The sequence below is a fragment of the Arthrobacter sp. PTI12 genome, from assembly GCF_056679915.1.
The window spans coordinates 1,964,902-1,989,886 of sequence record NZ_CM155256.1; the positions used below are offsets into that span (position 1 = coordinate 1,964,902).

The window sequence follows — 24,985 nt, forward strand, 5'->3', positions numbered from 1 at the left end:
CGTTTAGGCTATACAGGTGAAGTTAGACCAATTGCGCTCTTTTGAAGCGGTAGCTCGAGTGGGGCATTTCACACGCGCGGCCGACGAGTTGTATCTCGCCCAGCCGTCCCTGAGCCGTCAGATCGCCGCGCTTGAGGCCGATCTTGGTGCTGAACTGTTCCACCGGGGCTCCTCAGGAGCAACGCTGACGAACGCGGGCGAGCTGTTGCTGCCCATCGCTCGGCGCATGCTCGGCGACGCGCAGACCGCTCGCGAGAAGATGGACGAACTGTCAGGATTACACCGCGGTCGAGTTCGGCTGGGCGCTCCACCGACTCTGTGCGTCTCGCTGGTCGCCGATGTGCTGGCCGCCTTCCGCAGTGCGCATCCCGGGGTGGAACTACACATCACGGAGGGCGGCTCGCGTTTCCTGGTGGAGGCCCTCACCGAAGGTGCACTGGATCTGGCCCTGGTGGTCACCCGCGCAGTGAACCCGACGGTTCCGGGCACCGAATTAATTCCACTGCTCGCAGAAGAGCTTGTGGTCGTTTCCGCCGCCGGATCGGCGATGCCGGAAGAGCTCACATTGAAAGAGCTGGCTCACATCCCTCAGGTGGCGTTCAACCGCAGTTACGACCTGCGGGTCGCCACCGATGCTGCGTTCTCCGCCGCTGGTCTGGAAACGGTGGTGGCCGTGGAGGGCGCCGAAATGGACGCAGTGCTGCGGTTTGTTGAAAGAGGGCTCGGCGTGGCCGTGGTGCCGGCGATGGTGGTCCATGACCGCCCCGGACTGCGGAGCGCTCGCTTGGTGAGTCCTTCGCTGACGCGGACCGTCAACTTGGCCCGGCGCAACGACGTCGGGCCCTCGGCCGCCGCTGCTGCCATGCAGCAGTTCGTCTTTGACATCGTGGACCGACTTGCGGCGCCGGGCACCGACCTGGCGCGTCTGGTTACGCCAGCTCCACGGGACTCAGAGAATTAGATCACCCCACGACTGCTGGACATGCCCGGTGTTTGCTCACTCGGATATCGGGGCCCGTTGTCTGTTGCCTACGGCTTCGATTGCTGCGGCGATGCCAAGCAAGACGGCTGTACCGAAAGTAGTACCGAAGGCGAGAAGTATCGCCCCGACCGCCCACAGGCCGCCCGAATCTATGGCAGAGGCAGTGCTGATCCATGCAAGCGTGAAGGAAGCAGGAAGTACCAGCAGAGCAACGATGAAATGCAAGAGCCGGTAGGCGAGCCCTATCACCACGATGCCGCACAGAAGCGCTGCCACTCCCTGCCATACTTCATACGGTCCAGTCAGTTCACCCGTGGCGGCGTCGTACTGGTACTCGGTATCCCAGGCGAACCAGCCGAACCAGAGCGCTGCTGACAGGAGGGCAATCAGGACGACGGCCGACCATTGCTCAAACGGCCGCCGGTCGCGGTTTCGGGTCAGGCGCATCCTTTACTGTAAATCTCATCGGAGTAGTGGTTGAGCTGACCAGCTGGAATTCGCCGTTCCCGTGCTTTCCTGAGTTGGTTGTCACTACCGCCGGGAGACGGGATAGCCGGGTGCCTGTCGTCAGTTCTGCAAGGCTGCGTAATTGGCGGCTCGGATCGAAATGCAAGCGACAATCACGCTACAGAGCGCCGCACCGATGGCAGCCAGCGAGAAGTAATGCGCGAATGCGAGCAACGTGTAGGACGCGTACGCGAATAGCGCCACCGCGATGAGACCGACCACTGATGCGAGTGCCATCACGGTACGCCGTCGGGGTGCAGGTTTAGCACCCTCGACCTGCTCGGATGAGTTCCTGAGGACAGCAGTAGCGATCTGTATGCCGAACGCTACGGTGACCAGTGTTATCAGGAGCGCCACCCATGCAGATGGAGACGTCTGCGAGAAGTATCCGACGATAAGCATCAGAACAAGACTTCCTATCAGCGGTTCTATCCTGACATTCCTGACTCGTCCCATGAGCCCATGCTAACGAGTCCCCCAGGCGGACCCGGCCCGGCTGGTTTTCTCGGGCCCTAACCAATACGAGCGAGATCCCGTCTGACGTAGCGGAGGTGTGCCCACTCCTCCTCGAGGATCACGCGAATGCAGTCGCCGACGCTTGGATGCCAGTCGCCGCCGCCCCAGGGGTTCTCGCGTTCCTCTGCGAGAAGATCCGGCGTTGCCGTGGCCAGAAAATCGGTGACCTGCTGTTGGCGCTCTGCCCGAACAGCGAGAATCTCCTCGTACGCCGGCAGCTCCACCCGGAAGATCGACATGTCGAAACCCATCTCGCCGGCGCCGGTGAAAATCAGTCCGATCTCGTGGAACGGCTGCTCCTTCCGCAGGATCCCGCTGCCGAGCCAGGCGTCGGTCGCCAGAATGAGGTGCCTCAGGGTTTGAGCCAGAGACCATTCGTCCGCTACCTGCCTGTCCACCAAGTTCGTCGGCGTGCCATCCACAGTCTCCTGCCACGCGGACTGCACCGCGAGCCACCCCTCCCGCAGGCCTTCGGGCGTCTGCGCCTTCTGCAGTTCGCGGCCCGGGAACTGCCGGTTGAGTTCGGCATCCACAAGCGGCACCACGTCGACCCCGTTGACGAGAAGACTGCCGAAGAATAGGTCGTGGCTGTCGATGTCGAGTCCGTCCACGTCGACGCCGCGCATCGACACGCCGCTGACATCGGAGAATCGCAGGGTGGCGCCTTTGAAACTTGCCCTGACGAAGGTTGCGCCCTCGAATTCCTTCGTGCTGGTGTAGGTCGTCATGGCCCTCATTCTCCGGTGAAGGGGCGCTGAAAGCTACGGTAGAGGACGATTCTTCACGGAAGGATTGCGTCCGTTCCTAGAACAATGGCCAGGGCACCGCGGGCATTTCACCGCTCGGAGCTGGGAACCGCCCGGATGAGCGCATCCGGGTGCAACGCGCCGCGAGCGCAGCGATTTCGTCCGCGGACAAAAGGTCCGTCAGTTCATGGCCCAGCTCACCGTGCAGGGCTTCGCTGAGGCGATCGACGCCGTCGAGCTCTTCGCTCGTGAGTGGGTCACCGAGCCATCCCCACAGCACCGTGCGCAGTTTGTGGTCGCTGTGGAAGGTCAGCCCATGGTCCACACCGTGCCGATGCCCGTCCTCCATTGCAAGAATGTGGTCGCCCTTGCGGTCGGCGTTGTTGACCAGTACGTCAAACACCGCCATACGTCTCAGCGCGGGGGAGTCCTCGTGGATGAGAGCTACCATCGAGCCGTTCTCGTCCTGACCTTCGAGGACCTGCTTCCAGCCGGTCTTCGGCACCTCGCCCGTCGCAACCAGATCCACCGCGTTCTGGGCTAGATCCGTCTCCTGCCAGAGCTGCACCATCCCTTCACCCAGTGGACCGTCGCGTAGCCAGGTGCGAGGAACGACATTCCAGCCCAGTATCTCCGAGACGAGGTAGGCGGCCATCTCCCGGTGCGCAAGAACACCGTCGGGGAAATCCCAGAGCGGACGCTCGCCTGCTACTGGCTTATAGATGACTGCTGCATCGCCAATGCTGCCCAGGAAGGTCGCGTTCGACGCCGTCGTGATGCGGCCGGTGAGCGTCAGCTCGGCGGTCAACAGGTCCGGCGTCGGCATCAGGCTTCGGGCAGGGCGCAGATGTGCCCATCAGCGTCGATTGGCTGACCGCACAGCACGCAGATCGGACGCCCGGCGCCTACAACCTCGCGGGTGCGCTTGGCGAAGGCGCGGGCGGTACCAACAGGCATGCTGACCCGCAGCACTTCGGACGCATCGGCGTCGTCGTCATCGGGGAAGGTTTCGTCTTCGCTCTCAGCGTCACTGAGCGGGTACGCCTCGACGACGATCTGCGCCGTGGTCGGGTCCCACCCCAAACTCATGACGCCGGTGCGGAACTGTTCCTCTACCGCCTCAAGCTGGTCATTGTCGACGAGTTCGATGGGAGTGCTCGTGGGCACGCTGAAGGGGTTGCCCTCGAGGTTGATGAGCTGATCGAGGATCTCATCGATTTTTTCGGCGAGTTGCGCCGACTGCTGCTTCTCGAGGGCGATGCTGACTATCTGCTTTCCTGCACGTACCTGCAGGTAGAACGTGCGGGCCCCCGGAAGCCCGATGGTGCCGACGACGACGCGGTCAGGCCAGACAAACTCGTGAACAGTTGTGGGCATGTTGCTATTTTAGGCTCATCGCGCTGATGACGCCGTGTGTCCTGCGCCACCGCCCACCGGTGCGTCGTCGGAAGTGACGCTGGTGGACAGCCAAGACAGATCGCCGGCGTCGGTATTGGTTGCATGAACGGTCGGCCGATTGGCTCCGTAACGCACGATCGACACGGAGGCCGGTCCCACGTTGATGCGTTGGAATAGGTCGAGGTGCATGCCGAGGGCGTCGGCGAGGATCGACTTGATGATGTCACCGTGGCTCACTGCCACCCACACTGCTCCCGGCCCGTGGAGGGATTCGAAGGAGGCGTCGTGGCGTCGAATCGCCGCCACCGACCGGGCCTGCATCGCGGCCATGGATTCGCCGCCGGGAAAAGTGACGGCGGACGGTTGCGATTGCACTGCCGACCACAGGTCCTCGGTGGCGAGATCATTGAGCATGCGGCCCTGCCACTGGCCGTAATCACATTCCGTCAGACAGGCATCGAGATTCATTTCGACGGGTGCACGCGAGGCACCGGACTGGCGATCGAGGATGAACTGGGCGGTCTGCTGACATCTCTCAAGCGGGCTCGATACGACTCCGGCAACCTGGACGGCTGCAAGCCGGTCAGCGGTCAGGGCCGCCTGCTCCCGGCCGACCTGGTCCAGGCTGACGCCGTCGGCCCTGCCCGCCAGAAGCCCTGAAGCATTCGCTGTGGTGCGGCCGTGCCGCACGAGAAGAACTGTCGCCATTCACCCAGCGTAACCATCCGCGCGACGGTGAACCCTCAGGGGACTGGTGTCCATGGTTCACCTGCGCCGAGGCGGACTGTCACATCAGCCCGCCTCCACCGCGTCCGCGGTGATGGCGCTGTCCCTCGTCGTCAGCCCTGAGCTTCACGTGTTTCTCCCGGAGATGGCGCAGGGCAAGAGCGATCAGCAGCGACAGCGCCACTACCGCGAACGCGTCCAGAGCCGTTATCCCGGATAGGACCCAGACGGCGAGGGCAATCAGCGTGGCAGAAATGGCGACTGTAGTGACGAGAACTTTCAACGTATTCCCCATAAGGGGCATCCTGTCATGAAGAGTTGTCACCAGGCTGCGGTTCATTGGCTGCCTCGGAACTTCCGTCAGACCGAAAGGACACCATGGAACTCAACGAACTACTTGACGCGCTGAACGCCGGCCACACCATCACAGGGGACTCCCCACTGCACGAAGTGATGCATCGGACCAGCCAACAGGCCCTGCGCATCACTGGCGAGCTGAACGGCCTCTACCAGGAACCTGCGCGGGTGCGCGAGTTGTTGACCGAGTTGACGGGTAAGCCGGTCGCTGAATCCGTCACAGTCTTCCCGCCCTTCTACTCCGATTTCGGCAGGAACATCACCCTGGGTGAGCGGGTCATGTAGCGAACGCTCTGGGCCCCGTCACCCCGGGAACGGCATGAACGGAACGTCCGGTTTGCCGTCACCGTCCTTGTCGCCATACGCCCTCATGGCGAGGTCGTTAGCCTTTTCCTCGTTCCCATGGATGTGGACGTACCCCTCGCGGAAGTCCTTTTGATGGGCAGATGCAGCGGCGGCCTTCTTGCGCTCGAAGGCGGCGCCCTTTCGTCGGAAGCTAAACATGTCCGGCTCCTTTCCCGTGCCGCATAGCTACGGCGCCGGGCGGACGGCCCATTGCCGACATACCTCCAACATACGCCCGGTCCTCAGGGAAAGCGATAACGAAAGGGGGCCGTTCGCGGGGAACAACCCGAACGCCACGTCTGTTGACATATACGTGAGTGTTTCTACGGCGCCGACCGTCACCCTCGACAACCACTTCGCCCGCCACCTGCCGGAAATGGGCACGCCCTGGCAAGCAGCAGAGCCGGCCGAACCGCACCTGCTGGTGCTCAACGAGCAGCTCGCGGCCGAGCTCGGGCTTGATCCGGCTTTCCTGCGGGCTCCCGACGGCGTCCGTCTCCTCACCGGCGCACGCGTACCCGAAGGTGCAACCCCGGTTGCGCAGGCCTACGCCGGCCACCAGTTCGGCGGGTACAGCCCCCGCCTCGGTGATGGACGCGCGCTGTTGCTCGGAGAGGTTGCAAACCCGGACGGCACCCTGCGGGATATCCACCTCAAGGGCTCCGGCCGCACACCGTTCGGAAGGGGTGGCGACGGACTCGCCGCCATTGGCCCCATGCTGCGTGAATACATCGTCAGCGAAGCGATGAACGCACTTCGCATCCCTACCACCCGTTCGCTCGCCGTCGTGGCCACGGGACGTCCAGTGCAGCGCGAGGAACTGCTGCCGGGCGCCCTGCTGACCAGAATCGCCGCCAGCCACCTGCGCGTCGGTACCTTCCAGTACGCCCGTGCCACCGGTGACATCGAACTGCTCCGCCGCGTAGCGGATTACGCCATCACCCGCCACTTTCCCGAGGCAGCACAGGCACCCAACCCCTACCTCGCCTTGCTTGAATCGGTCATCCGTGCCCAGGCGGAGCTTGTCGCGCAGTGGATGCTGGTGGGCTTCGTCCATGGCGTCATGAACACGGACAACATGACCATTTCCGGTGAGACCATCGACTACGGTCCGTGCGCCTTTCTGGACGCCTTCAACCCCTCAGCGGTCTACAGTTCAATCGACACCATGGGCCGCTATGCCTATGCGAACCAGCCGGCCGCCGCCCACTGGAACCTCACCCGCTTCGCCGAAACGCTGCTGCCCCTGCTCGATGAAAACCAGGACGACGCCGTGAAGCTGGCAGAGCAAGCGCTGGCAGAATTCCCCGCTTTCTACAGCGGTGCCTGGTCCGCGGGAATGCGCATCAAGCTGGGCCTGCCGGACGGCGTCGATGCGGCAGACATCGCAGGAAAGCTCCTGACGCTGTTGGAGGAGGACCATGTGGACTACACGTCCTTCCTGCGGAGCCTGAGCGCTGCCGCGCGCGGGAACGTTGAAGTGTCCCGCAGCTACTTCGCTGACCCCGCACGTTTTGATACCTGGTTGGCGCAGTGGCTCACCCTGAACCCGTCAGCAGACGCCATGGACAGGGTTAACCCCGTGTACATCCCGCGGAATCACCGCGTGGAAGAAGCTCTCGCTGCTGCCGTTGAGGATGACCTCGAACCGCTGGGCACGCTGCTCGCTGCTGTGACGGCGCCGTTTCAGGAGCGTGACGGCTTCGAGCGCTATGCCGCTGGAGCGCCTGAGGACTTTGGCTCGTACCGGACCTTCTGCGGGACCTGAGAAAGCGGGCTAGGGATTGTCGAGATCCTCAGCGGCGAATGTGTCGCACGCTTCGATGTCTCCCGTTTCTAGTCCCCGCAGGAACCACGCCTGACGCTGCTCACTGGAACCGTGGGTCCACGCCTCGGGGTTGACCTGACCGGTGGTCGATTCCTGGATGCGGTCGTCGCCGACCGCCGACGCCGCTGACAGCGCGTCCTGCAGGTCGGTTCGAGTGAACTCGCGCAGGAAGGGAACCCCGGATTCTGGATCAGGGACCGTTGTGGCATGCGCCGCCCACATGCCGGCGTAGCAGTCGGCCTGCAACTCCACCCGGACTGCTCCGGACTCTGCACCGCGGGGGTCCTGCTGGGATGCGCTCAGTGCGCCCGTCAGGTTCTGGATGTGGTGCCCGAACTCATGGGCAATTACGTACTCCTGAGCCAGCGGCCCAGCGGACGCACCGAAGCGGGTCACCAGATCGTTGAAGAAGGCGGTGTCATAGTACGTCTGCTCGTCCGCCGGGCAATAGAAGGGCCCGACGGCGCTGCTCGCCGCGCCGCAGCCCGTGTTGGTCTGGCCGCTGAACAGGACCACCCCGGGCGGCGTGTACTGAATGCCGAAGGGCTCCAGGTAAGGGGACCAGAAGCTATCCAGGCTTTCAGCGGTGCCAAGGATGCGGCAGTCGAGCCGCTCGTTGGCGTCCGCGCCGGTCTGGCACGCGTTGATGGCGGGATCAGAGTCCGCACCGATACCGGTATCCGTGTCGGTGCCGCCGTCAAGTCCTAACTGGTCCACCACACCCGGGCCGAAGAACAGTGACAGCAGCAGGATCAGGCCGCCGCCGAGGCCGCCGCCGATAGCGACGCCGCGGCCGCGGCCGCGGCCGCGCCGGTCACTCACCCGGGAGGGATCGAACTGGGCATTGTCATTGAAGCTCATGCCAGAACTCTAAACTAGGAAGCCTGCTGTGCATTCGGTAGGCGCCGGTTCCGAGGAGCAGGAGGATCAGTCGTGTGCAGGCTCCCCGGTAACGCGGTGGTCGGCGTGGTTCAGGCCCTCCCGTACCAGGCGTGCGAGGTGCCCGTCCGCAATGCTGTAGATGACATTGCGGCCGCTTTTCCGCGTGGTTACTAATCCCGAGAAACGGAGCTTGGCCAGATGCTGGCTGACTGATGTGCGGGTTGCTCCCGTGCGTTCCACCAGGGAACTGACGTCGCCGGATTCCTCGGAGAGCAGCCACAGAATGTGCAGCCGCGTAGGGTCGGCGAGCATCCTGAACAGGGATGCGCCGACGTCGAGGCGTGCTTCATCAGGATCGTTCGGATGATTCAGGCTGGGCCGCGAGCCGACCGGTTCTTCGCTCAACAGTCCACTCCTTGCTGACAGGTGACTCATCTGCCCCGGTAGCCGGAGGCTCGGCCGTCCAAAGCCGCAATGCTGCCACAGCGCCCAGTGTAGCGAGCGTTGCAAGGATGAACGCGGCCGCAGGCTGCCCGGCGGCGGCTCCAGCCCATCCCGCAATCGGGTAACTGAGAATGAAGCAGGCGTGCGAGAGGGAGAACTGCGCCGTGAACAGGTAGGACCGCGTTGCATCCGTGGCCGCGCGGCGCAGCAGGCGCGCAGACGGCGTATTGATCATCGAAGTACCGGCACCCAGCAGCGCCCACAGCAGGAGCATCAGTACCCAGGCGGGCTGCAGTAACGCGATGACGCCGGCCGCACCCACGCCCGCTGCGATCACCGCGCTTCCACTCACCATGAAGGCCCGGTCCGGAAAGCGCTCCAGCAGTGCCGGCGTCGTCAGTGCCACAGTCATTGATCCGGCGCCGTAGCAGGCGAGGGCGATTGCCACCTCAGCGTTGGTTCCGCCATAAAGTTCTCGGACATAAACGACGGTATTCACCAGGACGAGCGCGGTACCGCAGGCAACCACCAGGTTCAGTGCGAAGAGACCACGAAGAGACGGCACCTGCAGGAAGATCCGGGCCCCCAGGGTGGTGCGGTGCAGGAGGGAACTCCCGCGCGCGGGTGGCGGGGGAGCGGGCAACCGGGTGGTTCCGACGAGCAGAGCGGAAATCAGGAACCCAATGACGGTGCCGACAAAGAGACTGGAATAGCTCATAATCACCAGCAGCGCGGCTGCGATGACGGGGCTCAGGAGCGACTCAAGATCGTAGGCGAGCCGCGAGAGGGATAGCGCCTTCGTGTAGTCGCGCTCCCGCGGCAGAATCACAGGAATCACCGACTGGAACGCCGGGGTGAAGGTAGCCGAGGCCGACTGCAGCACGAATACCAGAACGTAGACCTGCCACACCTGATCCACGAACGGCAGCATTAGGGCAACGGCCGCGCGGACGAGGTCAGCTGCAATCAGGACGGCTTTCCTGGGAAGGTGTTCCACCAGTGCCGCCATCAGGGGAGCCACGAAGACGTAGGCCAGCATCTTGATGGTGAGGGCAGTACCGAGGACGGCTCCTGCTTGGCCCGCCGCAAGATCGAACGCGAGGAGACCCAGTGCCACGGTGAGCAGGCCTGTACCAAGCAGCGCAATCACCTGCGCAGAGAAGAGTTTGCGATACGCAACATTGCGGAGGACTGTCAGCACACTGCTCAACATAGTACATACGTGCGCATTTGTGCACTCATTCCCCAGGTTGCTCGAACATTGACATTTATCGATAGCTCGCAGATACTCATATCGATGAATATCAATGTAACTAGACCAGTGGGCCATAGAACGGAAGGAATAGCGATGCCGGAACAGCGTCACTTGCCCGTCGCCATCATCGGGGCCGGCCCGATCGGCCTCGCAGCCGCCGCCCATCTCCTCGAACGAGGGCTGACACCCTTGATTCTCGAGAAGGGCGACGCCGTCGGGGCTGCCATCCGCCAATGGGGCCACATCCGCCTGTTCTCTCCCTGGCAGTACAACATCGACGACGCCGCCCGCCGGCTTTTGAAGCCGACCGGTTGGCAGGCGCCGCGCGGCTCAGCGCTTCCCTTCGGTAATGAACTGGTTGAGGCCTACCTTGAACCGCTCGCGGCGCTACCCGGCATCGCAGCAGCCCTGCACCTCAACACCGAGGTGCTCGCAGTGACGCGGCAGGGGATGGACAAGACGAGGACCTTGCATCGCGAGGACCAGCCGTTCCTTGTCCGTGTGCTCGGCCCGCGAGGACTTGAGGATCACCTGGTGCAGGCCGTTCTCGATGCATCCGGCACCTGGAGCCAGCCCAATCCGCTGGGCCAGGCCGGGCTGCCTGCCCCGGGAGAGAGCGCTGTGCACCCCTTCATCACGCAGCCCCTTCCCGATGCTGCAGGCAAGGACCGCGCCCGCTTCGCCGGCAAGCGCGTGATGGTAGTCGGCGCAGGGCACTCCGCAGCGAACACCCTGCTAAGTCTCGGACAGGTTGCCAAAGCTGAGCCGGGAACCCGCCTGATCTGGGGTGTGCGCGGATCCGGATCAGCACAGCGGCTCTACGGCGGCGGAGACCTCGACGGGTTGCCGGCCCGCGGAGCGCTCGGAAGCCGCCTGCGCTCGCTGGTGGAGGACGGCGTGGTGGAGCTCCTGACCTCATTCACCATCACTGAACTGGAGGCCGGCGACGGCGCGCTCCTCGTTCATGCCTCGAGCCCGGAGGGCGCACGTGAGGTCGAAGTGGATGTGCTCGTTCCGGCCACGGGGTTCCGTCCGGACCTGCGGATGCTCCGCGAACTGCGGCTCGAGCTCGATCCCGCTGTTGAAGCGCCGCGCGCGTTGGGGCCACTGATCGACCCTGAATTCCACTCCTGCGGGACCGTCCCGGCGCACGGGGCAGCTGTCCTCGCGCACCCGGACAAGGACTTCTACCTCGTAGGTATGAAGAGTTACGGCCGCGCCCCCACCTTCCTGCTGGCCACCGGATATGAGCAGGTGCGGTCAGTCGTCGCCGCCGTTGCCGGCGATGACGACGCCGCTGCGTCAGTTCACCTCGATCTCCCCGAAACGGGGGTCTGCAGCACCGACCTCGGGGGAAGCTGCGACACTGCATCCTCCGGTGGCGAGATGGTTTCGCAGTCCGGTTGCTGTGGTCAACCGGAACCGGTCAGCCTCGGCGTTCCCACCGGGCTCCTGCACGGCAGGATGCTTGCTGATTGAATGGGAGGATGACAGCTGAGCATGCAGAGCACGCGTCCACGCCGCTGGAGGACTACGCCCTCCTGTCTGATCTGAGTACGGGGCCACTGGTATCCCGGGACGGCAGTATCGACTGGCTTTGCTTTCCGCGCTTCGATTCTCCCTCCGTCTTCGCGGCCCTGCTGGGGTCCCCGGAAGACGGACGATGGAAAGTTTCCGCCTCTGACGGCGAGGTGGTTTCCCGGCGGTATCTTCCACGAACGTTCGTCCTGGAAACGACCTGGAGCACGCCCAACGGAAAGATGGTGGTCACCGACTTCCTGCCGCCTGGCGACGCGCAGTCGGATCTGGTGCGCCGGGTGGAGTGCGTCGAGGGAACCGTTGAAGTGGAGCACGACCTGCGCATACGGTTCGACTATGCCCGGGCGAAGCCCTGGACGCGGCGGGTCGACCTCAAGAAAGTCGGCTCGTGCGGACTGCTGTCGGTTGCAGGTCCGGATGCGCTGCTGCTGACCGGACCGTTGCTGCACCCTCACGAGTCCCAGCGGGCAGAACCACAGACCGGCATGGAAGACCGCCACGAAGCCTCCGCCGAGGGCCATGCGGACGATTACCAGGGCGCTGTCTCGAAGCGGCTGAGCGGTGCCTTTCCGCTTGTAGCCGGCGAATCCGAAAGCTGGGTACTTACCTGGCACCAGTCTCACGAGGGGCTTCCAACTGCAGCAGACCCGGACAGAGCCCTGGAAGCGACTATCGCCTACTGGACTCAGTGGTCCTCCCGGGTGGAGGTTCATGATCGACACGATGAGGCCGTATTGCGCTCGCTGATGGTGCTCCGTGCCCTTACCCATGGCAGAACCGGCGGCATCGTGGCCGCAGCCACCACGTCGTTGCCGGAGGAGTTCGGCGGCTCTCGCAACTGGGACTACCGCTACACCTGGCTGCGCGACGCCGCACTCACCATCGAGGCGCTCATTGCGCATGACTTCACCGAAGGTGCGCTGCACTGGCGCAACTGGCTGTTGCGTGCGGTAGCCGGGGATCCGGATCAGGTGCAGATCATGTACGGCATCGCCGGCGAACGCCAGCTCCCCGAAAGCGAGCTGGACCACCTGGCCGGCTACGAGAATTCAAAGCCGGTAAGAATCGGTAACGGGGCTGTGGGCCAATACCAGGCCGACGTCGTCGGGGAAGTCATGCTCGCCCTCGCGGCGCTGAGGGATACAGGGGCAGCCGAGGGCGAGTACTCCTGGGGGCTGCAAAAGAACCTCCTTCGGTTCTGTGAGCAGAACCTGGACCGGAAGGGTCACGGCATCTGGGAAATGCGCGGGGAAGCAGAGTTCTTCGTTCATGGACGAGTGATGATGTGGGCTGCCTTCGATCAGGGGGTCCGGGCAGTGCGTGAGCACGGGCTGGAAGGGCCGGCCGATCGATGGGAGGAGATCCGGGACCGGCTCCGGGAGGAGATCATGGAGCGCGGATTCAACGCCCAGCTCAACTCGTTCACGCAGACATACTCGAACGATGAAGTCGATGCGTCCCTGCTGCAACTGCCCCACACAGGCTTTGTGGCCAGCGATGACCCGAAGATGCTTGGCACCGTGGCCCGCATTGAGGAGCAATTGCAGGATGCCCATGGGCTCCTGCACCGTTACCGCACAGCATCCGGCCTCGATGGTTTGGAGGGCCACGAATACCCATTCCTGATCTGCACGTTCTGGCTTGTGGAACAGTATGCAAACAGCCGCCGCACCGACGATGCCACGGCGTTGCTTGACCGGCTCACCGGTTACGCGAATGACCTCGGACTGTACGCGGAAGAGTACGATCCGGTGAGCGGCCGGCTGGCAGGCAACTTCCCGCAGGCCTTCAGTCACCTAGGCTTTATTCGTGCCTCGGACGCCGTCAACAGGGCACGAGTCCAGCCTTAACCGAGCTTTCCCTCAGGAGCGTGTTTTCCCACCATGGCAGATTCCTACTACCGTCCGGCGGGCGGGGGCCGGTTCGAGGCCACAATTCATGCACAGGGTGCCTGGAACGCACACGAGCAGCACATGGCGCCCGCATCCGGTCTGCTCGCACATTGCCTTGAACAGTTCCAGCCACGCGCAGAGCTGCAGATGGCGCGCATCTCGTTCGAGATCCTGGGCCTCATACCGCTGGAGACCGTCGAGGTGACCACCCGGATGGTGCGCCCAGGGAGGACCATCGAGTTGCTGGAAGCGGAGATGAACCATGGCGGGCGGACAGCTATCCGCGCCCGCGCCTGGCGGTTGGCTTCGAGCGATACCTCGTCCGTCGCGGCGCTTGAGGACGAGTCCATGCCGGGACCGGATCAGGGTGAGGAGCACGACGCCGTGGCGGAGTGGCCCGGCGGCTACATCCAGTCGATTGATGTCCGCAAGATCGAAGGCCACAGGCCCGGCCGGGGCAGGGTCTGGTTGCGGACGCCCCACCCGCTGGTGGAGGGTGAAGCGTCGTCGGACTCGGCCCGGCTGATCGGGCTCATCGACACCGCAAACGGAATCGCCACGCGGGTTCCTCCCGGACCCGGCAGCTGGGCGTTTCCCAACGTCGACCTGCAGGTGCACCTTCACCGCCAGCCCTCGGGCCAGTGGCTCGGCCTCGATACCCGAGTGAGTTTCGGGCGGGAAGGAATCGGGCTGACCTCGTCCGTCTTGCACGACCTCGACGGGCCGTTCGGCCGGAGTGAGCAGATCCTTACGCTGCGCAAGCTCTAACTCCAGGCGGGGGAATGCAGCGAGCAGCGTCGTCGTTGGCAGATTGTGTAATCGCGCTCACAGCGCAACCGGCGCTGAGCCGTTCAGAGGATTGAGGACATCATGGCCAAGGCAGTCTGGAACAACCAGGTCATTGCGGAGTCTGACTCCACCGAGATGGTTGAGGGGAACCACTACTTCCCGAAGGAAAGCGTCAAGCAGGAGTTCCTCCGATCGAGTGACATGCACACCACATGTCCCTGGAAGGGTGACGCCAGCTACTTCAGCCTGGAGGTTGACGGTGAGAGCAATCCGGACGCCGCATGGACCTACCCGGAGCCGAAGGAAGCCGCCGCGAACATCAAGGACCACGTGGCGTTCTGGCGCGGCGTGACCGTGACCGACTGAAGAGCAGTGCACGCACTATCACCTACCCAGGAGAGTTGATGGAATACAGGAACCTCGGAAGCAGCGGCGCATCGGTTTCGGCTTATGCGTTAGGCACCATGACGTTTGGTGCCGAAGCCGATGAAGCGACGTCACATGCGATCCTCGATGACTATGCCGACGCCGGTGGCAACCTCATCGACACCGCTGATGTCTACACCGCGGGAGCGTCCGAGGAGATCATTGGGCGCTGGCTGGCGAAGAGCCCGTCCGCTTCCGGCATGATCCTGGCTACGAAGGGTCGGTTCCCGATGGGTAAGGGCCCCAATGATCTGGGCCTCTCCCGGCGGCACCTTCGGCTGGCGCTCGATGCCTCGCTGAAGCGGCTCAACGTCGACCACATCGACCTGTACCAGATGCACTCCTGGGACCCGCTCACTCCTCTGGAGGAGACGCTCGGCTTCCTCCACGACGCCGTGAGCGCCGGCAAGATCAGCTACTACGGCTTCTCGAACTACACCGGATGGCAGCTGACCAAGGCCGCCGGCATTGCGAAGGCGCGAGGGTGGGACCTGCCGGCCACCCTCCAGCCGCAGTACAGCCTTCTGGTGCGGGGGATCGAGGCAGAAATTGTGCCTGCAGCGCTCGACGCCGGTATGGGCTTACTGCCGTGGTCACCGCTTGGCGGGGGGTGGCTCACCGGAAAGTACAAGCGGGATACTGCGCCCAAGGGCGCAACCCGTCTCGGCGAGAATCCGGAACGCGGAATGGAAGCGTGGGAAAAGCGCAACGCGCAGGAGCGGACCTGGGCGATCATTGACGTCGTCCTCGGTATTGCTGAGGCGCGCGGAGTCAGCGCGTCCCAGGTAGCGCTGGCATGGGTTGCGCAGCAGCCAGCTGTCACGTCGGTCATTCTCGGTGCCCGTACTCGCGAGCAGCTTGAAGACAACCTTGGGGCAGCTGCCCTGACGCTGAGCAGCGATGAGGTTGAACGGCTGTCCCAGGCCAGCGCGCCGGGCTTGGCTGATTATCCTTACGGAACCCCGGGCGTCGAGCAGCGGAGCCGATCTATTGACGGCGGCCGCTGAGGAGCCTGTGACACATGATTCCTCGTGCCTGGTCTGAAGGGCGCCTGCAGGTCCTACACGAATTGTCCTCGGGTGCGGCAGCGGACATGGAGCGCGGGCTTACCCTTTTACGCGCAGCGGCAGCTGGGGACCTCGGGCCCACGCTACGGCTCTACCGCCCCCAGCCCACTGTTGCCTTCGGGCAGCGGGACACCCGTCTGCCCGGTTTCGGGACGGCTTCGGACGCCGCCCGGACGCATGGGTTCGAGCCACTGGTCCGAAAGGCGGGCGGACGGGCTGCGGCCTACCACCACGGGTGTCTGATCGTGGACCACATCGAGCCCCACCATGACGCGGTCGCCGGATCGCATGCCCGGTTCCGACTGCTCGGTGAGATCCTTGCAAAATCGCTGTGGCGGGTCGGCGTTGATGCCCGGATGGGACAGATTCCCGGTGAATACTGCCCGGGCGAGTTCAGCGTGCACGGCGTGGACGGCACCCAGGCCGTGAAGCTGGTCGGCACCGCGCAGCGAGTCATCTCCGGTGCATGGCTTTTTTCCTCGGTGATCGTGGTGGAGGACTCTGCATCGATTCGGTCAGTCCTTGAAGCGACGTACTCGGCGCTGGAACTTCCGTGGCAGCCGTCGACGGCGGGGGCCGCGGAAGACCTCGTGCCCGGTCTCACCGTGGACGCGGTGGCAAGCGCCGTCGTCGCCGCTTACGAGGATGTCGCGGCCCCGGTGCCGTAGCTGCTCAGGCTGGTCCTTCTGAGGCCTGCTGCCGGCCGGTCGTTCTGAAGATCGAGCCGGCCGGCAGTCGGGTTCAGTGCCCGCGGGCGATCCACTCGTCGAGGTTCGGTGCTTCTTCGCCGATGCTGGTCGAGTCGCCGTGCCCGGTTCTCACCACGGTGTCCGCGGGGAGGGTGAACAGCCTGGTGCGGATGGATTCGATGATCGTGGGGAAATCGCTGTAGGACCGTCCGGTTGCTCCCGGCCCGCCCCGGAACAGGGTGTCGCCGCTGAACAGGGTGCCGGCGTCGGGCAGGTAAAAGCAGACCGAGCCGGGGGAGTGGCCGGGCGTGTGAATCGCGTGGAGGGTGACTCCGGCGACGCTGAAGGTATCGCCGTCGGCAATGGTGGCTCCCGGAACGGTATCCGGGTATACCGCGTCCCACAGCATGCGGTCTTCGGCGTGAAGGTGGATTGGCGCTCGTACTGTGTCGAAGAGCTCCCCGACAGCGCGAATGTGATCGTCATGGCCGTGGGTCAGCAGGATCGCGCGGACCTGGCGCCCGTTGATCTGGTCCACGATCGCGCCGGCGTCGTGCGGGGCGTCGATGACAATACATTCGGAGTCGTCGCCGATGATCCAGACATTGTTGTCCACCTCCCACGTGCCGCCGTCCAGGGAGAACGTGCCGGAGGTGACCAGCTGGTCGATACGCGCGCCCATCAGAGCTCCACCACCGAACGCAGCACTACGCCGTCGTGCATTTTGGTGAAGGCATCCTCGACCTGGTCAAGCGCTATGCGCTCGGTGACGAACGCGTCGAGGTCCAGATTGCCCTGCCGGTAATGATCCACGAGCATCGGGAAGTCACGTGACGGGAGGCAGTCGCCGTACCAGGAGGATTTCAGCGCACCTCCCCGGCCGAAGACGTCCAGCAGGGGAAGTTCGAGCGTCATGTCCGGCGTAGGTACCCCTACGAGCACCACGGTGCCGGCGAGGTCACGGGCGTAAAACGCCTGCTTGTAAGTCTCAGGACGGCCGACGGCGTCGATCACCACGTTGGCTCCGTTGCCGCCGGTCAACCTGCGGATTTCCTCGACCGGATCGGTTTCCTTGGAGTTCACCAGATCGGTGGCGCCCAATCCCTTGGCGAGTTCCAGTTTGCGGTTGTCGATGTCCACCGCGATGATCCGGGTTGCGCCGGCCAGTTTTGATCCGGCGATGGCAGCTATACCCACTCCGCCGCAGCCGATCACGGCTACGGAGTCTCCGCGCCGGACGTTGCCGGTGTTGATCGCTGCACCGATGCCCGCCATGATTCCGCAACCCAGAAGGCCGACGGCGGCTGCATCCGCATCGGGATCGACCTTGGTGCACTGCCCGGACGCTACGAGGGTCTTCTCGGCGAAGGCTCCGATACCGAGGGCGGGCGACAGTTCCGTGCCGTCTTCGAGGGTCATCTTCTGCGCCGCGTTGTGGGTGTTGAAACAGTACTGCGGCTCTCCGCGCAGGCACGCACGGCATTGCCCGCAGACAGCCCGCCAATTGAGGATGACGCGGTCGCCGGGCTGGACGTTGGTCACGTCAGACCCGACGGCGCTCACAACGCCGGTTGCCTCGTGGCCGAGCAGGAAGGGGTAATCATCGCTGATGCCTCCCTGCTTGTAGTGAAGGTCCGTATGGCACACGCCGCAGGTCAGGATGTCGACAAGCGCCTCACCCGGTCCCGGATCGGGAACCTTGATGGTGACGACGGTAGCGGGCGCATCCTTCTCCATAACGACGACGCCCTTGACGCTGTGTGCCATTGAGACAGTCCTTTTCCTCGAGGGTGGGGGAACGTCTCCAGCTTATCGACATTGAAAAGCAGGACACGCCCGTTATCCGGGCGGATAAAGGGCGTGTCCTGCGAAATTACGAGGGTGCCTAGGCGGCGACGCGCGCTTTCACCTCGGCTGCGGAGGGGTTGGTGGCCGTGCTGCCGTCGGGGAAGATGACCGTAGGCACGGTCTGGTTTCCGCCGTTGAGCGAGGCGACGAGTTCCGCAGTGCCTTCCACTTCCTCAATGTTGATCTCCTGGTAGCCGATACCCTGCGCGTCGAGCTGCGACTTGAGCCTGCGGCAGTAGCCGCACCAGGTGGTGCTGAACATGGTGATGGTGCCGGCAGCGGGTGTGTAATCCACGGTGCTCCTCTGGAGAAATAGCGGACTCGTCGAGTCCGCGGATTATTGCGGTTTCTGTCAGCAAATGTAACGTCTGCGCTGCGCGGACCATTCCCGGTATGCGCGTCATCAACCGTGGCGCTCAGTGGCACCTCGCGTAGTGTCGCCGTATGCCAAACCCCCTAACGCCCGAGCGTCCGAAGCCCGGTTCGGTCCAGGCCGAACAGCTGAAGGCCGTCCGTATCGCGATCAACGAGGTCGATGAGCAGATGGTCGGGTTGATCTCCCGACGTGAGCGGCTGGTGCGGAGGGCGGGTTCACTCAAGGACGACGACGAGTCCGTGCGCGCGCCGGCGCGGGTCGAACAGGTCATTTCGAACGTTCGAGGTTACGCCGAAAAGCTCGACGTGGATCCCGCTGTGGTCGAACGGACATACCGGGCCATGATCGAGGCCTTCATCGAGTTTGAACTGAAGGTCCGGCGCACGTCCTGAGCCCGGATCACCCCAGAGCGCACCCGGCAATCGCATAGGTACGCGCTGGTTGGTTGGCCGCGCACGCAACGGATACCATCGAAATACCGCCGCAGGAGTGTTGGGCCTGGGTTGGCCAACATCCGCGGGTACGGTTGATCGATCAGTATCCGTGCACTTCACCCTTATCAAGAGGAGACCTCAGTGTCAGCGCCCCCATCAATCACCCTCATCGTCAACGGCGAAGAGCAGCGGGTGACCACCGGGACTACGGGAGCGGACCTCTTCAGGGAGCAGCGCGACGTCGTCGTCGTCCGTGTAAATGGCGAGCTGTGGGACCTGAGCCGCGCGCTGGAGGACGGCTCGCAGGTGGAACCGGTTACCGTTGATTCTGCGGATGGGCTGAACGTTCTTCGCCACTCCGCCGCGCACGTGATGGCGCAGGCCGTCCAGCAGTTGCGGCCTGATGCGAAACTCGGCATAGGCCCGTACATCACCGACGGCTTCTACTTCGACTTCGATGTCAACGAGCCCTTCACTCCCGAAGACCTGAAGCAGGTCGAAAAGATGATGCTGAAGATCGTCAACGCGAACCAGTTCTTCCAGCGCCGCGTCGCGAGTGAAGACGAAGCCCGCGAAGCGATGAAGGACGAGCCCTACAAGCTCGAACTGATCGGTTTGAAGGGCGGCAACGGCGATATTACTGACGACGACGGCGCTTCCGTTGAGGTCGGTGCCGGCGAGCTGACCATCTACGACAACGTGGACCGCAAATCCGGTGACGTGGTCTGGAAGGACCTCTGCCGGGGCCCGCATCTGCCGAACACCAAACTGATTTCCAACGCGTATGCGCTGACGCGTTCGGCCGCGGCGTACTGGCGCGGCAGTGAGAAGAACAAGCAGCTGCAGCGCATCTATGGCACTGCCTGGCCCACCAAGGAAGACCTCAAGGCCTACCAGGAGCGCCTGGCCGAAGCCGAGCGCCGCGACCACCGCAAGCTCGGCACTGAACTGGACCTGTTCTCCTTCCCGGACGAGCTGGGTTCAGGCCTGCCGGTGTTCCACCCCCGTGGCGGCATCATCCGCAAGGCGATGGAGGATTACTCACGGCAGCGGCACGTCGAGGCCGGCTACGAGTTTGTCTACACACCGCACATCACCAAGGGCCACCTGTACGAGGTTTCCGGGCACCTGGACTGGTACCGCGACGGCATGTTCCCTCCCATGCACGTGGACGCGGAGCTCGACGCCGACGGCAAGGTCCGCAAGCCTGGCCAGGACTACTACCTGAAGCCGATGAACTGCCCGATGCACAACCTGATCTTCCGCTCCCGCGGGCGGTCCTACCGTGAACTGCCGTTGCGGCTCTTCGAGTTTGGGTCGGTTTACCGGTACGAGAAGTCGGGCGTGGTGCACGGACTGACCCGCGTGCGCGGCATGACCCAGGATGATGCGCACATCTACTGCACCCGCGAGCAGATGAAGGATGAGCTCACCGGTACGCTCAACTTCGTCCTCGGACTACTGAAGGATTACGGCCTCAACGACTTCTACCTGGAACTGTCCACCAAGGACCCCGAGAAGTACGTCGGCGAGGACGAGGCCTGGGAGGAAGCAACTCGGACTCTCGCCGAGGTCGCAGAGGCATCGGGCCTGGAATTGGTTCCCGATCCGGGCGGAGCTGCGTTCTATGGGCCGAAGATCTCAGTGCAGGCGCGGGACGCGATCGGCCGCACGTGGCAGATGTCAACCATCCAGCTGGATTTCAACCTGCCCGAGCGCTTCGAGCTTGAGTACCAGGCGGCGGATGGAACGCGCCAGCGGCCCGTCATGATCCACCGGGCGCTGTTCGGCTCCATTGAGCGGTTCCTCGGTGTGCTGACCGAGCACTACGCGGGTGCCTTCCCAGCCTGGCTGGCTCCCGTCCAGGTCCTCGCCATCCCCGTTGCCGACGCCTTCAACGACTACCTGTTTGACGTCGTCGACAAGCTCAAGGCCGAGGGGATCCGTGCCGAAGTCGACATCAGCTCTGACCGCTTCCCGAAGAAGATTCGTACCGCGAGCAAGGAGAAGGTGCCCTTCGTCCTGATCGCCGGTGGGGACGACGCCGACGCCGGTGCCGTTTCCTTCAGGTTCCGGGACGGAAGCCAGGAGAACCAGGTGCCGGTCGACCAGGCCGTGAAGCGGATCGTGGAAGCCGTCCGCAACCGGGAACAGTAGCGGCATATGCACCACGAGTCGGGCGTTGACGGTCAGATCCACGAGGACACGAACGTAACGGACAGCTTTGAGCTGCCCGGTGTCCCCGACGCCTTCCAGCGCCTGTGGACTCCACACCGCCTCGCATACATCAAGGGCGGGCAGGGGCAGTTCAACAAGCAGGAGGACTGCCCTTTCTGCGCCGCTCCTGCACGGTCCGATCAGGAATCGCTGATTGTCCACCGCGGCACAAGCGCATACGTCGTCCTGAACCTGTTCCCCTACAACCCAGGCCACCTGCTGGTGTGCCCGTACCGACACGTACCCGACTACACCGACATCACCGCCGAGGAGACAGTCGAAATAGCGCAGCTGACGCAGACCGCCATGCATGCGCTGCGCAGCGTAGCCCGGCCCACGGGTTTCAACCTCGGCATGAACCAGGGAGTCACCGGGGGTGCCGGCATCGCATCCCACCTGCACCAGCATGTTGTTCCCCGGTGGAGCGGCGACGGCAATTTCTTCCCGATCATCGCGCAGACCAAGGCAATCACGCAGACCCTCGACGAGGTGAGGGCGCAACTCGCCGCAGCATGGGAAGAAGCCTCCGCTACCCCCACCGATGCCGGAGCGGGCGATGCTGAATAAATACGCGCGGTCATTCTTCACCTCGCTGTTTACACCGCTGGCTACCCTGCTCCTCAAGTGGAAAATATCGCCGGACACGGTCACCGTGGTGGGCACACTCGGTGTGGCAGGAGGAGCGCTCGTCTTCTACCCCCTGGGGGAGCTGTTCTGGGGCACCGTCTTCATCACCCTGTTCGTCTTTTCGGACGTCGTCGACGGAATCATGGCGCGCATGCAGGGCCGCAGCGGCTCCTGGGGCAGTTTTCTCGATTCCACCCTCGACCGCATCGCGGACGGTGCACTGTTTGCCGGCGTCGCGGTCTGGTTTTTCCTCGGCGGCAGCAACAGCGCGATCGCCGTCGCTGCTCTCGCCTGCCTGGTGCTCGGCATGATTGTCTCCTACGCGCGTGCCAAAGCCGAGTCACTCGGGTTCACTGCGAACGTTGGTATCGCGGAGCGCGCCGAGCGTCTGGTGTCGGTGCTGGTCGTGACAGGTCTGACCGGACTCGGGCTTCCTGAGGTAGTTCTGCTGGCAGTCCTGATCCTGCTGGCACTGGCAAGCGTCGTCACCATCGTGCAGCGCATTCTGACGGTGCGGGTCCAGGCTGCAGCTTCCTGAGCGCGATGCATCTGCAGAAGGCGCCGGATGCTGGTCGTGCTTTTCCTTAGGCCTGAGGATAAGCTTCGCAAAGATCGCAGGACCGCACGGAGCAATCAAGTCTAGCGCCAAAGCGGCTACTCAGAGAGGATCGCTTATGGGTTTTGACCAGCAGCATCAGCCGATGAACGCGTCGCCGGTTTTCGGCGTTGTCGCGACAGTAGTCGCGGGCGGTTTGTCTCTCATTGACGCGTCCAAACTGGATGCACCGCAGCGCCGCGCCGTGCATGCCGTAACAGCAGTCCTGACCGGTTTCTACGTCGCCGCTACAATCGCCGGCAGCAAGAGGGGGTTGGTTCCGCTGAAGACGACGGCCGGGATCGCCGCAACCGGTATCGCCCTTCGCTTCGCCGACGCCGGCGACACGATCGACCTGCGCTTTCAGGAGAAGCTGCGCGAGGCCGGGGCGAAACATCCACGCCGCTGGATGGCTGTGGCGGCGGCAGGAACGACGTTCGCCGGCTACCTGAGTGACCGAACCGCCGCCCGGAAGAGCCGGTTCGAGGCGGTGCTCGGCCACCCACCTGAGCATGAGAGGGTGCTGGACCCTGGAGTTCGAACCATCGCCGAAGGCATCCTGCGTGCCCGGGACATCTCGGGGGCGCCGGAGCTTCTGGCGCAACTCGCCTCAGCTCGGGAGGTCTACTGGGACGAGGAGTTTACCTCCACCGCGCACTTTCGGGTTCCAGATGAATTTCCCCGCGCCGTGCCCCACAACCAGGTGTTCCCGGTTCGTGCGCAGTTCACCGGTCCGGACGGCACCCTGCTGCAGATCCTGCTGCATATCTACGACGGCGAGCTTGACATGTTGACTGTTGATGCAGCGGACCCGGATGACAGCGGTTACGTCGACGGAATTCTCCAGAGTTGGCCGGAACCATCCGAGGTCACACACGTTATCGAAGATCCGGACGGACTGTGCCGAGCAACGAGTAACGGCTAACGTGGCCGCGATGCGTGGAAACCGACGTGAAGATGCTCGGTCAAACTACTAACCATCTTCATTACCGATGCGGCACTTCTCAAAAGACGTGAACATTCGCGAGAGCGATCCCGGGCGAGGGAGGCAGTCCCAGCACGCCGGAGTGCTGGTGCCCGCTAGCTGTAGCGGTCGACGGAGCGTGGATGCTGTGATGCAGGGTCACATTGATAATGTCCCGGCGGGAACTCCGCCCCAAGCCAGCCCGAGCGTAAGCGGCCTTCATCCCTGAACGCCAGCTCACCGGGTGAGGGTGTCAACAGAACCGGGGTAGTCCCGTCTGTTTGGCGGCCCTGGGATTTTTCATTTCCACACGAATCGCTGGCGGCATTGTGGCAGCAGGACTGTTTGCCATCTGTGCAGCCGTTTCATGGCCGGCTGCCGATCAGTTGCGACTCCTTATTCGGAGCATGAGGAGTCAACCGTCGTCGTGTCGTTGCCGGCGCTCAGTCGGTGCAGAGCGCACCGATCACAGTGGTACGGGCAAAACCTTCCCTCGTATAAAATACACGGGGGGATGCAATTGGGCGCTCCCCCCGCCCGCCACATCGGGCCTTCACCTCAAGGACGCTCATGGGTCGCCCCCGTCTCGTATCCGCCGCTGCCGCCACGATTGTTGCGCTGCTCGGCTCCACTCTTTTCGCAATGCCGGCATCGGCTGAAGCGCCCAAGCCGAAGGTGGACGACACCGTCCGCGCGACGCCTGAGCAGAAGCCCACGGATCAGTTCATCGTCGAGTTCAAGGAGACCGCCGGCACCGCATCAGCCCGCGGCAAAGCCTACGACCTGCTGAACGATTCGAACACCGAGCAGCTGACGAAGCTGCTTGCGTACAGGGGAGCCGAAACCATTCGTGCTGCCAGAGTCGGCGACCAGGCTCAATACCCGCCAGGGAGAGTTCGTCCTACACACGAATCGTGTTGATGTTGAACGAGGGGCACACCCGGGAAACAGGCGGCGGCCAGCGGCTTCCTCCGAGCATGCTCCACCAAGTGCGAAGTGTCTCAATCTGGGTGCTCTCGATGCTTCCGCGCTCAAGAGGTCGGTGGCCCGGACTTCTCGGAGGTATTCGATGGGATGGTATGGGCTGCGAGGGGGAATTATCAGCTTTTGGGGCACGGTAACCCGGCGGCTTCCACTTGGCTAGGGGCGAGGACCAGTTCCGCTGAATTTCGATCAAATCAAACGATTCTGTGACTGATGCGTCGTTTTTCGTGCTTACTGTGGGTGAGTGTTGCAAACCAGCACAAGTCTCAACTAAGGGGAGAACATGAAGAAATTCATTCGGGCCTGTTTGGTCTCGTCTCGCTGTGCACGCTGATGCTGATGGCTGCGATGCCAGCAAACGCCAAGTACATGATTTGCGGTGATGGCACGACCGTGTCCGGATCCGAGTCAGTCCAGTGTGGTGGCGGAGGCTGGGGCGGGGCCCAAGGTGGAATCGGCGACGTGTGCAGTCGCGCCTGTTCTGAACAGCTGACCTAGGAGTATGACGGCCCCGGGCGTCACAGCTTCGGGGCCGTCGCCTCTCCGACCAAG

29 protein-coding genes are annotated in these 24,985 nt (G+C 63.6%); 15 read left to right on the forward strand and 14 right to left on the reverse strand.

Going from position 1 to position 24,985, the window contains the following annotated elements:
* The first annotated feature begins 10 nt into the window (after positions 1–10).
* On the forward strand, positions 11–961 hold the full coding sequence (locus AC1MBU_RS09435; protein WP_479789756.1) for a LysR family transcriptional regulator: 951 nt from the start codon (positions 11–13) through the stop codon (positions 959–961).
* Positions 962–997: 36 nt separating this feature from the next.
* Here AC1MBU_RS09435 and AC1MBU_RS09440 read toward each other — a convergent pair whose 3' ends face one another.
* The 7 genes from AC1MBU_RS09440 to AC1MBU_RS09470 form a co-directional block, all read right to left on the reverse strand.
* Positions 998–1,429 carry a hypothetical protein gene (locus AC1MBU_RS09440; RefSeq protein ID WP_479787068.1) on the reverse strand — a complete coding sequence of 144 codons (432 nt, stop codon included), beginning with the start codon at positions 1,427–1,429 and terminating at the stop codon, positions 998–1,000.
* Between the two features lie 120 nt (positions 1,430–1,549).
* Positions 1,550–1,891 carry a hypothetical protein gene (locus AC1MBU_RS09445; protein ID WP_479787069.1) on the reverse strand — a complete coding sequence of 114 codons (342 nt, stop codon included), beginning with the start codon at positions 1,889–1,891 and terminating at the stop codon, positions 1,550–1,552.
* Positions 1,892–2,001: 110 nt separating this feature from the next.
* On the reverse strand, positions 2,002–2,733 hold the full coding sequence (locus tag AC1MBU_RS09450; RefSeq protein ID WP_277358408.1) for a DinB family protein: 732 nt from the start codon (positions 2,731–2,733) through the stop codon (positions 2,002–2,004).
* Between the two features lie 76 nt (positions 2,734–2,809).
* The gene (locus AC1MBU_RS09455; protein ID WP_479787070.1) at positions 2,810–3,577 is read right to left on the reverse strand and encodes an SCO1664 family protein; all 768 of its coding nucleotides are present in this window, start codon (positions 3,575–3,577) and stop codon (positions 2,810–2,812) included.
* Positions 3,577–4,128 carry a DUF3090 domain-containing protein gene (locus AC1MBU_RS09460; RefSeq protein ID WP_277358406.1) on the reverse strand — a complete coding sequence of 184 codons (552 nt, stop codon included), beginning with the start codon at positions 4,126–4,128 and terminating at the stop codon, positions 3,577–3,579. The genes AC1MBU_RS09455 and AC1MBU_RS09460 overlap by 1 nt, the downstream gene beginning before the upstream one ends.
* Positions 4,129–4,143: 15 nt before the next feature.
* Complete coding sequence (locus AC1MBU_RS09465) at positions 4,144–4,857, reverse strand: histidine phosphatase family protein (RefSeq protein ID WP_479787072.1); 714 nt, start codon at positions 4,855–4,857, stop codon at positions 4,144–4,146.
* A 79-nt stretch (positions 4,858–4,936) separates the two neighbouring features.
* Positions 4,937–5,170, reverse strand: coding sequence for a hypothetical protein (locus AC1MBU_RS09470; RefSeq protein WP_479787073.1), 234 nt, complete (start codon positions 5,168–5,170; stop codon positions 4,937–4,939).
* Between the two features lie 83 nt (positions 5,171–5,253).
* Between AC1MBU_RS09470 and AC1MBU_RS09475 the strand changes: the two genes are divergently transcribed.
* Positions 5,254–5,517 carry a hypothetical protein gene (locus AC1MBU_RS09475; RefSeq protein WP_479787074.1) on the forward strand — a complete coding sequence of 88 codons (264 nt, stop codon included), beginning with the start codon at positions 5,254–5,256 and terminating at the stop codon, positions 5,515–5,517.
* Between the two features lie 18 nt (positions 5,518–5,535).
* Here the strand turns inward: AC1MBU_RS09475 and AC1MBU_RS09480 are convergent, their stop codons facing one another.
* Positions 5,536–5,736 (reverse strand): hypothetical protein, encoded by a 201-nt coding sequence (locus tag AC1MBU_RS09480; RefSeq protein ID WP_277358402.1) that lies wholly within the window; start codon positions 5,734–5,736, stop codon positions 5,536–5,538.
* A 154-nt stretch (positions 5,737–5,890) separates the two neighbouring features.
* Between AC1MBU_RS09480 and AC1MBU_RS09485 the strand changes: the two genes are divergently transcribed.
* Positions 5,891–7,345, forward strand: a complete 1,455-nt coding sequence (locus tag AC1MBU_RS09485; protein WP_479787075.1) for a protein adenylyltransferase SelO — start codon at positions 5,891–5,893, stop codon at positions 7,343–7,345.
* A gap of 9 nt (positions 7,346–7,354) precedes the next feature.
* Here AC1MBU_RS09485 and ypfJ read toward each other — a convergent pair whose 3' ends face one another.
* The 3 genes from ypfJ to AC1MBU_RS09500 form a co-directional block, all read right to left on the reverse strand.
* Positions 7,355–8,266: a KPN_02809 family neutral zinc metallopeptidase gene (ypfJ, locus tag AC1MBU_RS09490; RefSeq protein WP_479787077.1), complete on the reverse strand. Its 912-nt coding sequence runs from the start codon at positions 8,264–8,266 to the stop codon at positions 7,355–7,357.
* 66 nt (positions 8,267–8,332) lie between these two features.
* Positions 8,333–8,722, reverse strand: coding sequence for an ArsR/SmtB family transcription factor (locus tag AC1MBU_RS09495; RefSeq protein WP_056547375.1), 390 nt, complete (start codon positions 8,720–8,722; stop codon positions 8,333–8,335).
* Positions 8,637–9,932 carry an MFS transporter gene (locus AC1MBU_RS09500; RefSeq protein WP_346028322.1) on the reverse strand — a complete coding sequence of 432 codons (1,296 nt, stop codon included), beginning with the start codon at positions 9,930–9,932 and terminating at the stop codon, positions 8,637–8,639. Before AC1MBU_RS09500 ends, AC1MBU_RS09495 begins: the two co-directional genes overlap by 86 nt.
* A gap of 147 nt (positions 9,933–10,079) precedes the next feature.
* Between AC1MBU_RS09500 and AC1MBU_RS09505 the strand changes: the two genes are divergently transcribed.
* From AC1MBU_RS09505 to AC1MBU_RS09530, 6 genes are all read left to right on the forward strand, one after another.
* Positions 10,080–11,465, forward strand: coding sequence for an FAD-dependent oxidoreductase (locus AC1MBU_RS09505; RefSeq protein WP_471673466.1), 1,386 nt, complete (start codon positions 10,080–10,082; stop codon positions 11,463–11,465).
* 8 nt (positions 11,466–11,473) lie between these two features.
* Positions 11,474–13,375: a glycoside hydrolase family 15 protein gene (locus AC1MBU_RS09510; RefSeq protein ID WP_479787079.1), complete on the forward strand. Its 1,902-nt coding sequence runs from the start codon at positions 11,474–11,476 to the stop codon at positions 13,373–13,375.
* Between the two features lie 33 nt (positions 13,376–13,408).
* Positions 13,409–14,185, forward strand: a complete 777-nt coding sequence (locus AC1MBU_RS09515; RefSeq protein ID WP_277358397.1) for a thioesterase family protein — start codon at positions 13,409–13,411, stop codon at positions 14,183–14,185.
* Positions 14,186–14,287: 102 nt separating this feature from the next.
* Complete coding sequence (locus tag AC1MBU_RS09520) at positions 14,288–14,572, forward strand: DUF427 domain-containing protein (protein ID WP_277358396.1); 285 nt, start codon at positions 14,288–14,290, stop codon at positions 14,570–14,572.
* 38 nt (positions 14,573–14,610) lie between these two features.
* Positions 14,611–15,639 carry an aldo/keto reductase gene (locus AC1MBU_RS09525; RefSeq protein WP_277358395.1) on the forward strand — a complete coding sequence of 343 codons (1,029 nt, stop codon included), beginning with the start codon at positions 14,611–14,613 and terminating at the stop codon, positions 15,637–15,639.
* 14 nt (positions 15,640–15,653) lie between these two features.
* Entirely contained in the window at positions 15,654–16,367 is a 714-nt protein-coding gene (locus tag AC1MBU_RS09530) for a lipoate--protein ligase family protein (protein ID WP_471673471.1), read from the forward strand.
* A gap of 73 nt (positions 16,368–16,440) precedes the next feature.
* On the opposite strand, the gene AC1MBU_RS09535 is transcribed toward AC1MBU_RS09530, so the two are convergent.
* From AC1MBU_RS09535 to AC1MBU_RS09545, 3 genes are all read right to left on the reverse strand, one after another.
* On the reverse strand, positions 16,441–17,070 hold the full coding sequence (locus AC1MBU_RS09535; protein ID WP_479787081.1) for an MBL fold metallo-hydrolase: 630 nt from the start codon (positions 17,068–17,070) through the stop codon (positions 16,441–16,443).
* A complete protein-coding gene (locus tag AC1MBU_RS09540) occupies positions 17,070–18,155 on the reverse strand; it encodes an S-(hydroxymethyl)mycothiol dehydrogenase (protein WP_479787082.1) in 1,086 nt (361 codons plus the stop codon). The genes AC1MBU_RS09535 and AC1MBU_RS09540 overlap by 1 nt, the downstream gene beginning before the upstream one ends.
* 118 nt (positions 18,156–18,273) lie before the next feature.
* Positions 18,274–18,531 carry a mycoredoxin gene (locus tag AC1MBU_RS09545; protein WP_056547398.1) on the reverse strand — a complete coding sequence of 86 codons (258 nt, stop codon included), beginning with the start codon at positions 18,529–18,531 and terminating at the stop codon, positions 18,274–18,276.
* A gap of 149 nt (positions 18,532–18,680) precedes the next feature.
* Between AC1MBU_RS09545 and AC1MBU_RS09550 the strand changes: the two genes are divergently transcribed.
* From AC1MBU_RS09550 to AC1MBU_RS09575, 6 genes are all read left to right on the forward strand, one after another.
* Positions 18,681–19,004, forward strand: coding sequence for a chorismate mutase (locus AC1MBU_RS09550; RefSeq protein WP_082565998.1), 324 nt, complete (start codon positions 18,681–18,683; stop codon positions 19,002–19,004).
* Positions 19,005–19,187: 183 nt separating this feature from the next.
* Positions 19,188–21,203 carry a threonine--tRNA ligase gene (thrS, locus tag AC1MBU_RS09555; RefSeq protein ID WP_277358391.1) on the forward strand — a complete coding sequence of 672 codons (2,016 nt, stop codon included), beginning with the start codon at positions 19,188–19,190 and terminating at the stop codon, positions 21,201–21,203.
* 6 nt (positions 21,204–21,209) lie between these two features.
* On the forward strand, positions 21,210–21,830 hold the full coding sequence (locus tag AC1MBU_RS09560) for an HIT family protein (RefSeq protein WP_277358390.1): 621 nt from the start codon (positions 21,210–21,212) through the stop codon (positions 21,828–21,830).
* Positions 21,820–22,428, forward strand: a complete 609-nt coding sequence (gene pgsA / locus AC1MBU_RS09565) for a phosphatidylinositol phosphate synthase (protein ID WP_277358389.1) — start codon at positions 21,820–21,822, stop codon at positions 22,426–22,428. The genes AC1MBU_RS09560 and pgsA overlap by 11 nt, the downstream gene beginning before the upstream one ends.
* A 136-nt stretch (positions 22,429–22,564) precedes the next feature.
* The gene (locus AC1MBU_RS09570) at positions 22,565–23,410 is read left to right on the forward strand and encodes a hypothetical protein (protein WP_479787085.1); all 846 of its coding nucleotides are present in this window, start codon (positions 22,565–22,567) and stop codon (positions 23,408–23,410) included.
* A gap of 609 nt (positions 23,411–24,019) precedes the next feature.
* Positions 24,020–24,370, forward strand: a complete 351-nt coding sequence (locus AC1MBU_RS09575; protein ID WP_479787087.1) for a hypothetical protein — start codon at positions 24,020–24,022, stop codon at positions 24,368–24,370.
* The last annotated feature ends 615 nt before the right edge of the window (positions 24,371–24,985 follow it).

Coding starts and splice junctions, on each gene's coding strand:
- AC1MBU_RS09440 (WP_479787068.1), bottom strand. CDS start 1,429: ATGCGCCTGACCCGAAACCGCGACCGGCGGCCGTTTGAGCAATGGTCG.
- AC1MBU_RS09445 (WP_479787069.1), bottom strand. CDS start 1,891: ATGCTTATCGTCGGATACTTCTCGCAGACGTCTCCATCTGCATGGGTG.
- AC1MBU_RS09450 (WP_277358408.1), bottom strand. CDS start 2,733: ATGACGACCTACACCAGCACGAAGGAATTCGAGGGCGCAACCTTCGTC.
- AC1MBU_RS09455 (WP_479787070.1), bottom strand. CDS start 3,577: ATGCCGACGCCGGACCTGTTGACCGCCGAGCTGACGCTCACCGGCCGC.
- AC1MBU_RS09460 (WP_277358406.1), bottom strand. CDS start 4,128: ATGCCCACAACTGTTCACGAGTTTGTCTGGCCTGACCGCGTCGTCGTC.
- AC1MBU_RS09465 (WP_479787072.1), bottom strand. CDS start 4,857: ATGGCGACAGTTCTTCTCGTGCGGCACGGCCGCACCACAGCGAATGCT.
- AC1MBU_RS09470 (WP_479787073.1), bottom strand. CDS start 5,170: ATGGGGAATACGTTGAAAGTTCTCGTCACTACAGTCGCCATTTCTGCC.
- AC1MBU_RS09475 (WP_479787074.1), top strand. CDS start 5,254: ATGGAACTCAACGAACTACTTGACGCGCTGAACGCCGGCCACACCATC.
- AC1MBU_RS09480 (WP_277358402.1), bottom strand. CDS start 5,736: ATGTTTAGCTTCCGACGAAAGGGCGCCGCCTTCGAGCGCAAGAAGGCC.
- ypfJ (WP_479787077.1), bottom strand. CDS start 8,266: ATGAGCTTCAATGACAATGCCCAGTTCGATCCCTCCCGGGTGAGTGAC.
- AC1MBU_RS09495 (WP_056547375.1), bottom strand. CDS start 8,722: ATGAGTCACCTGTCAGCAAGGAGTGGACTGTTGAGCGAAGAACCGGTC.
- AC1MBU_RS09505 (WP_471673466.1), top strand. CDS start 10,080: ATGCCGGAACAGCGTCACTTGCCCGTCGCCATCATCGGGGCCGGCCCG.
- AC1MBU_RS09510 (WP_479787079.1), top strand. CDS start 11,474: ATGACAGCTGAGCATGCAGAGCACGCGTCCACGCCGCTGGAGGACTAC.
- AC1MBU_RS09515 (WP_277358397.1), top strand. CDS start 13,409: ATGGCAGATTCCTACTACCGTCCGGCGGGCGGGGGCCGGTTCGAGGCC.
- AC1MBU_RS09520 (WP_277358396.1), top strand. CDS start 14,288: ATGGCCAAGGCAGTCTGGAACAACCAGGTCATTGCGGAGTCTGACTCC.
- AC1MBU_RS09525 (WP_277358395.1), top strand. CDS start 14,611: ATGGAATACAGGAACCTCGGAAGCAGCGGCGCATCGGTTTCGGCTTAT.
- AC1MBU_RS09530 (WP_471673471.1), top strand. CDS start 15,654: ATGATTCCTCGTGCCTGGTCTGAAGGGCGCCTGCAGGTCCTACACGAA.
- AC1MBU_RS09535 (WP_479787081.1), bottom strand. CDS start 17,070: ATGGGCGCGCGTATCGACCAGCTGGTCACCTCCGGCACGTTCTCCCTG.
- AC1MBU_RS09540 (WP_479787082.1), bottom strand. CDS start 18,155: ATGGCACACAGCGTCAAGGGCGTCGTCGTTATGGAGAAGGATGCGCCC.
- AC1MBU_RS09550 (WP_082565998.1), top strand. CDS start 18,681: ATGCCAAACCCCCTAACGCCCGAGCGTCCGAAGCCCGGTTCGGTCCAG.
- AC1MBU_RS09560 (WP_277358390.1), top strand. CDS start 21,210: ATGCACCACGAGTCGGGCGTTGACGGTCAGATCCACGAGGACACGAAC.
- pgsA (WP_277358389.1), top strand. CDS start 21,820: ATGCTGAATAAATACGCGCGGTCATTCTTCACCTCGCTGTTTACACCG.
- AC1MBU_RS09570 (WP_479787085.1), top strand. CDS start 22,565: ATGGGTTTTGACCAGCAGCATCAGCCGATGAACGCGTCGCCGGTTTTC.
- AC1MBU_RS09575 (WP_479787087.1), top strand. CDS start 24,020: ATGGGTCGCCCCCGTCTCGTATCCGCCGCTGCCGCCACGATTGTTGCG.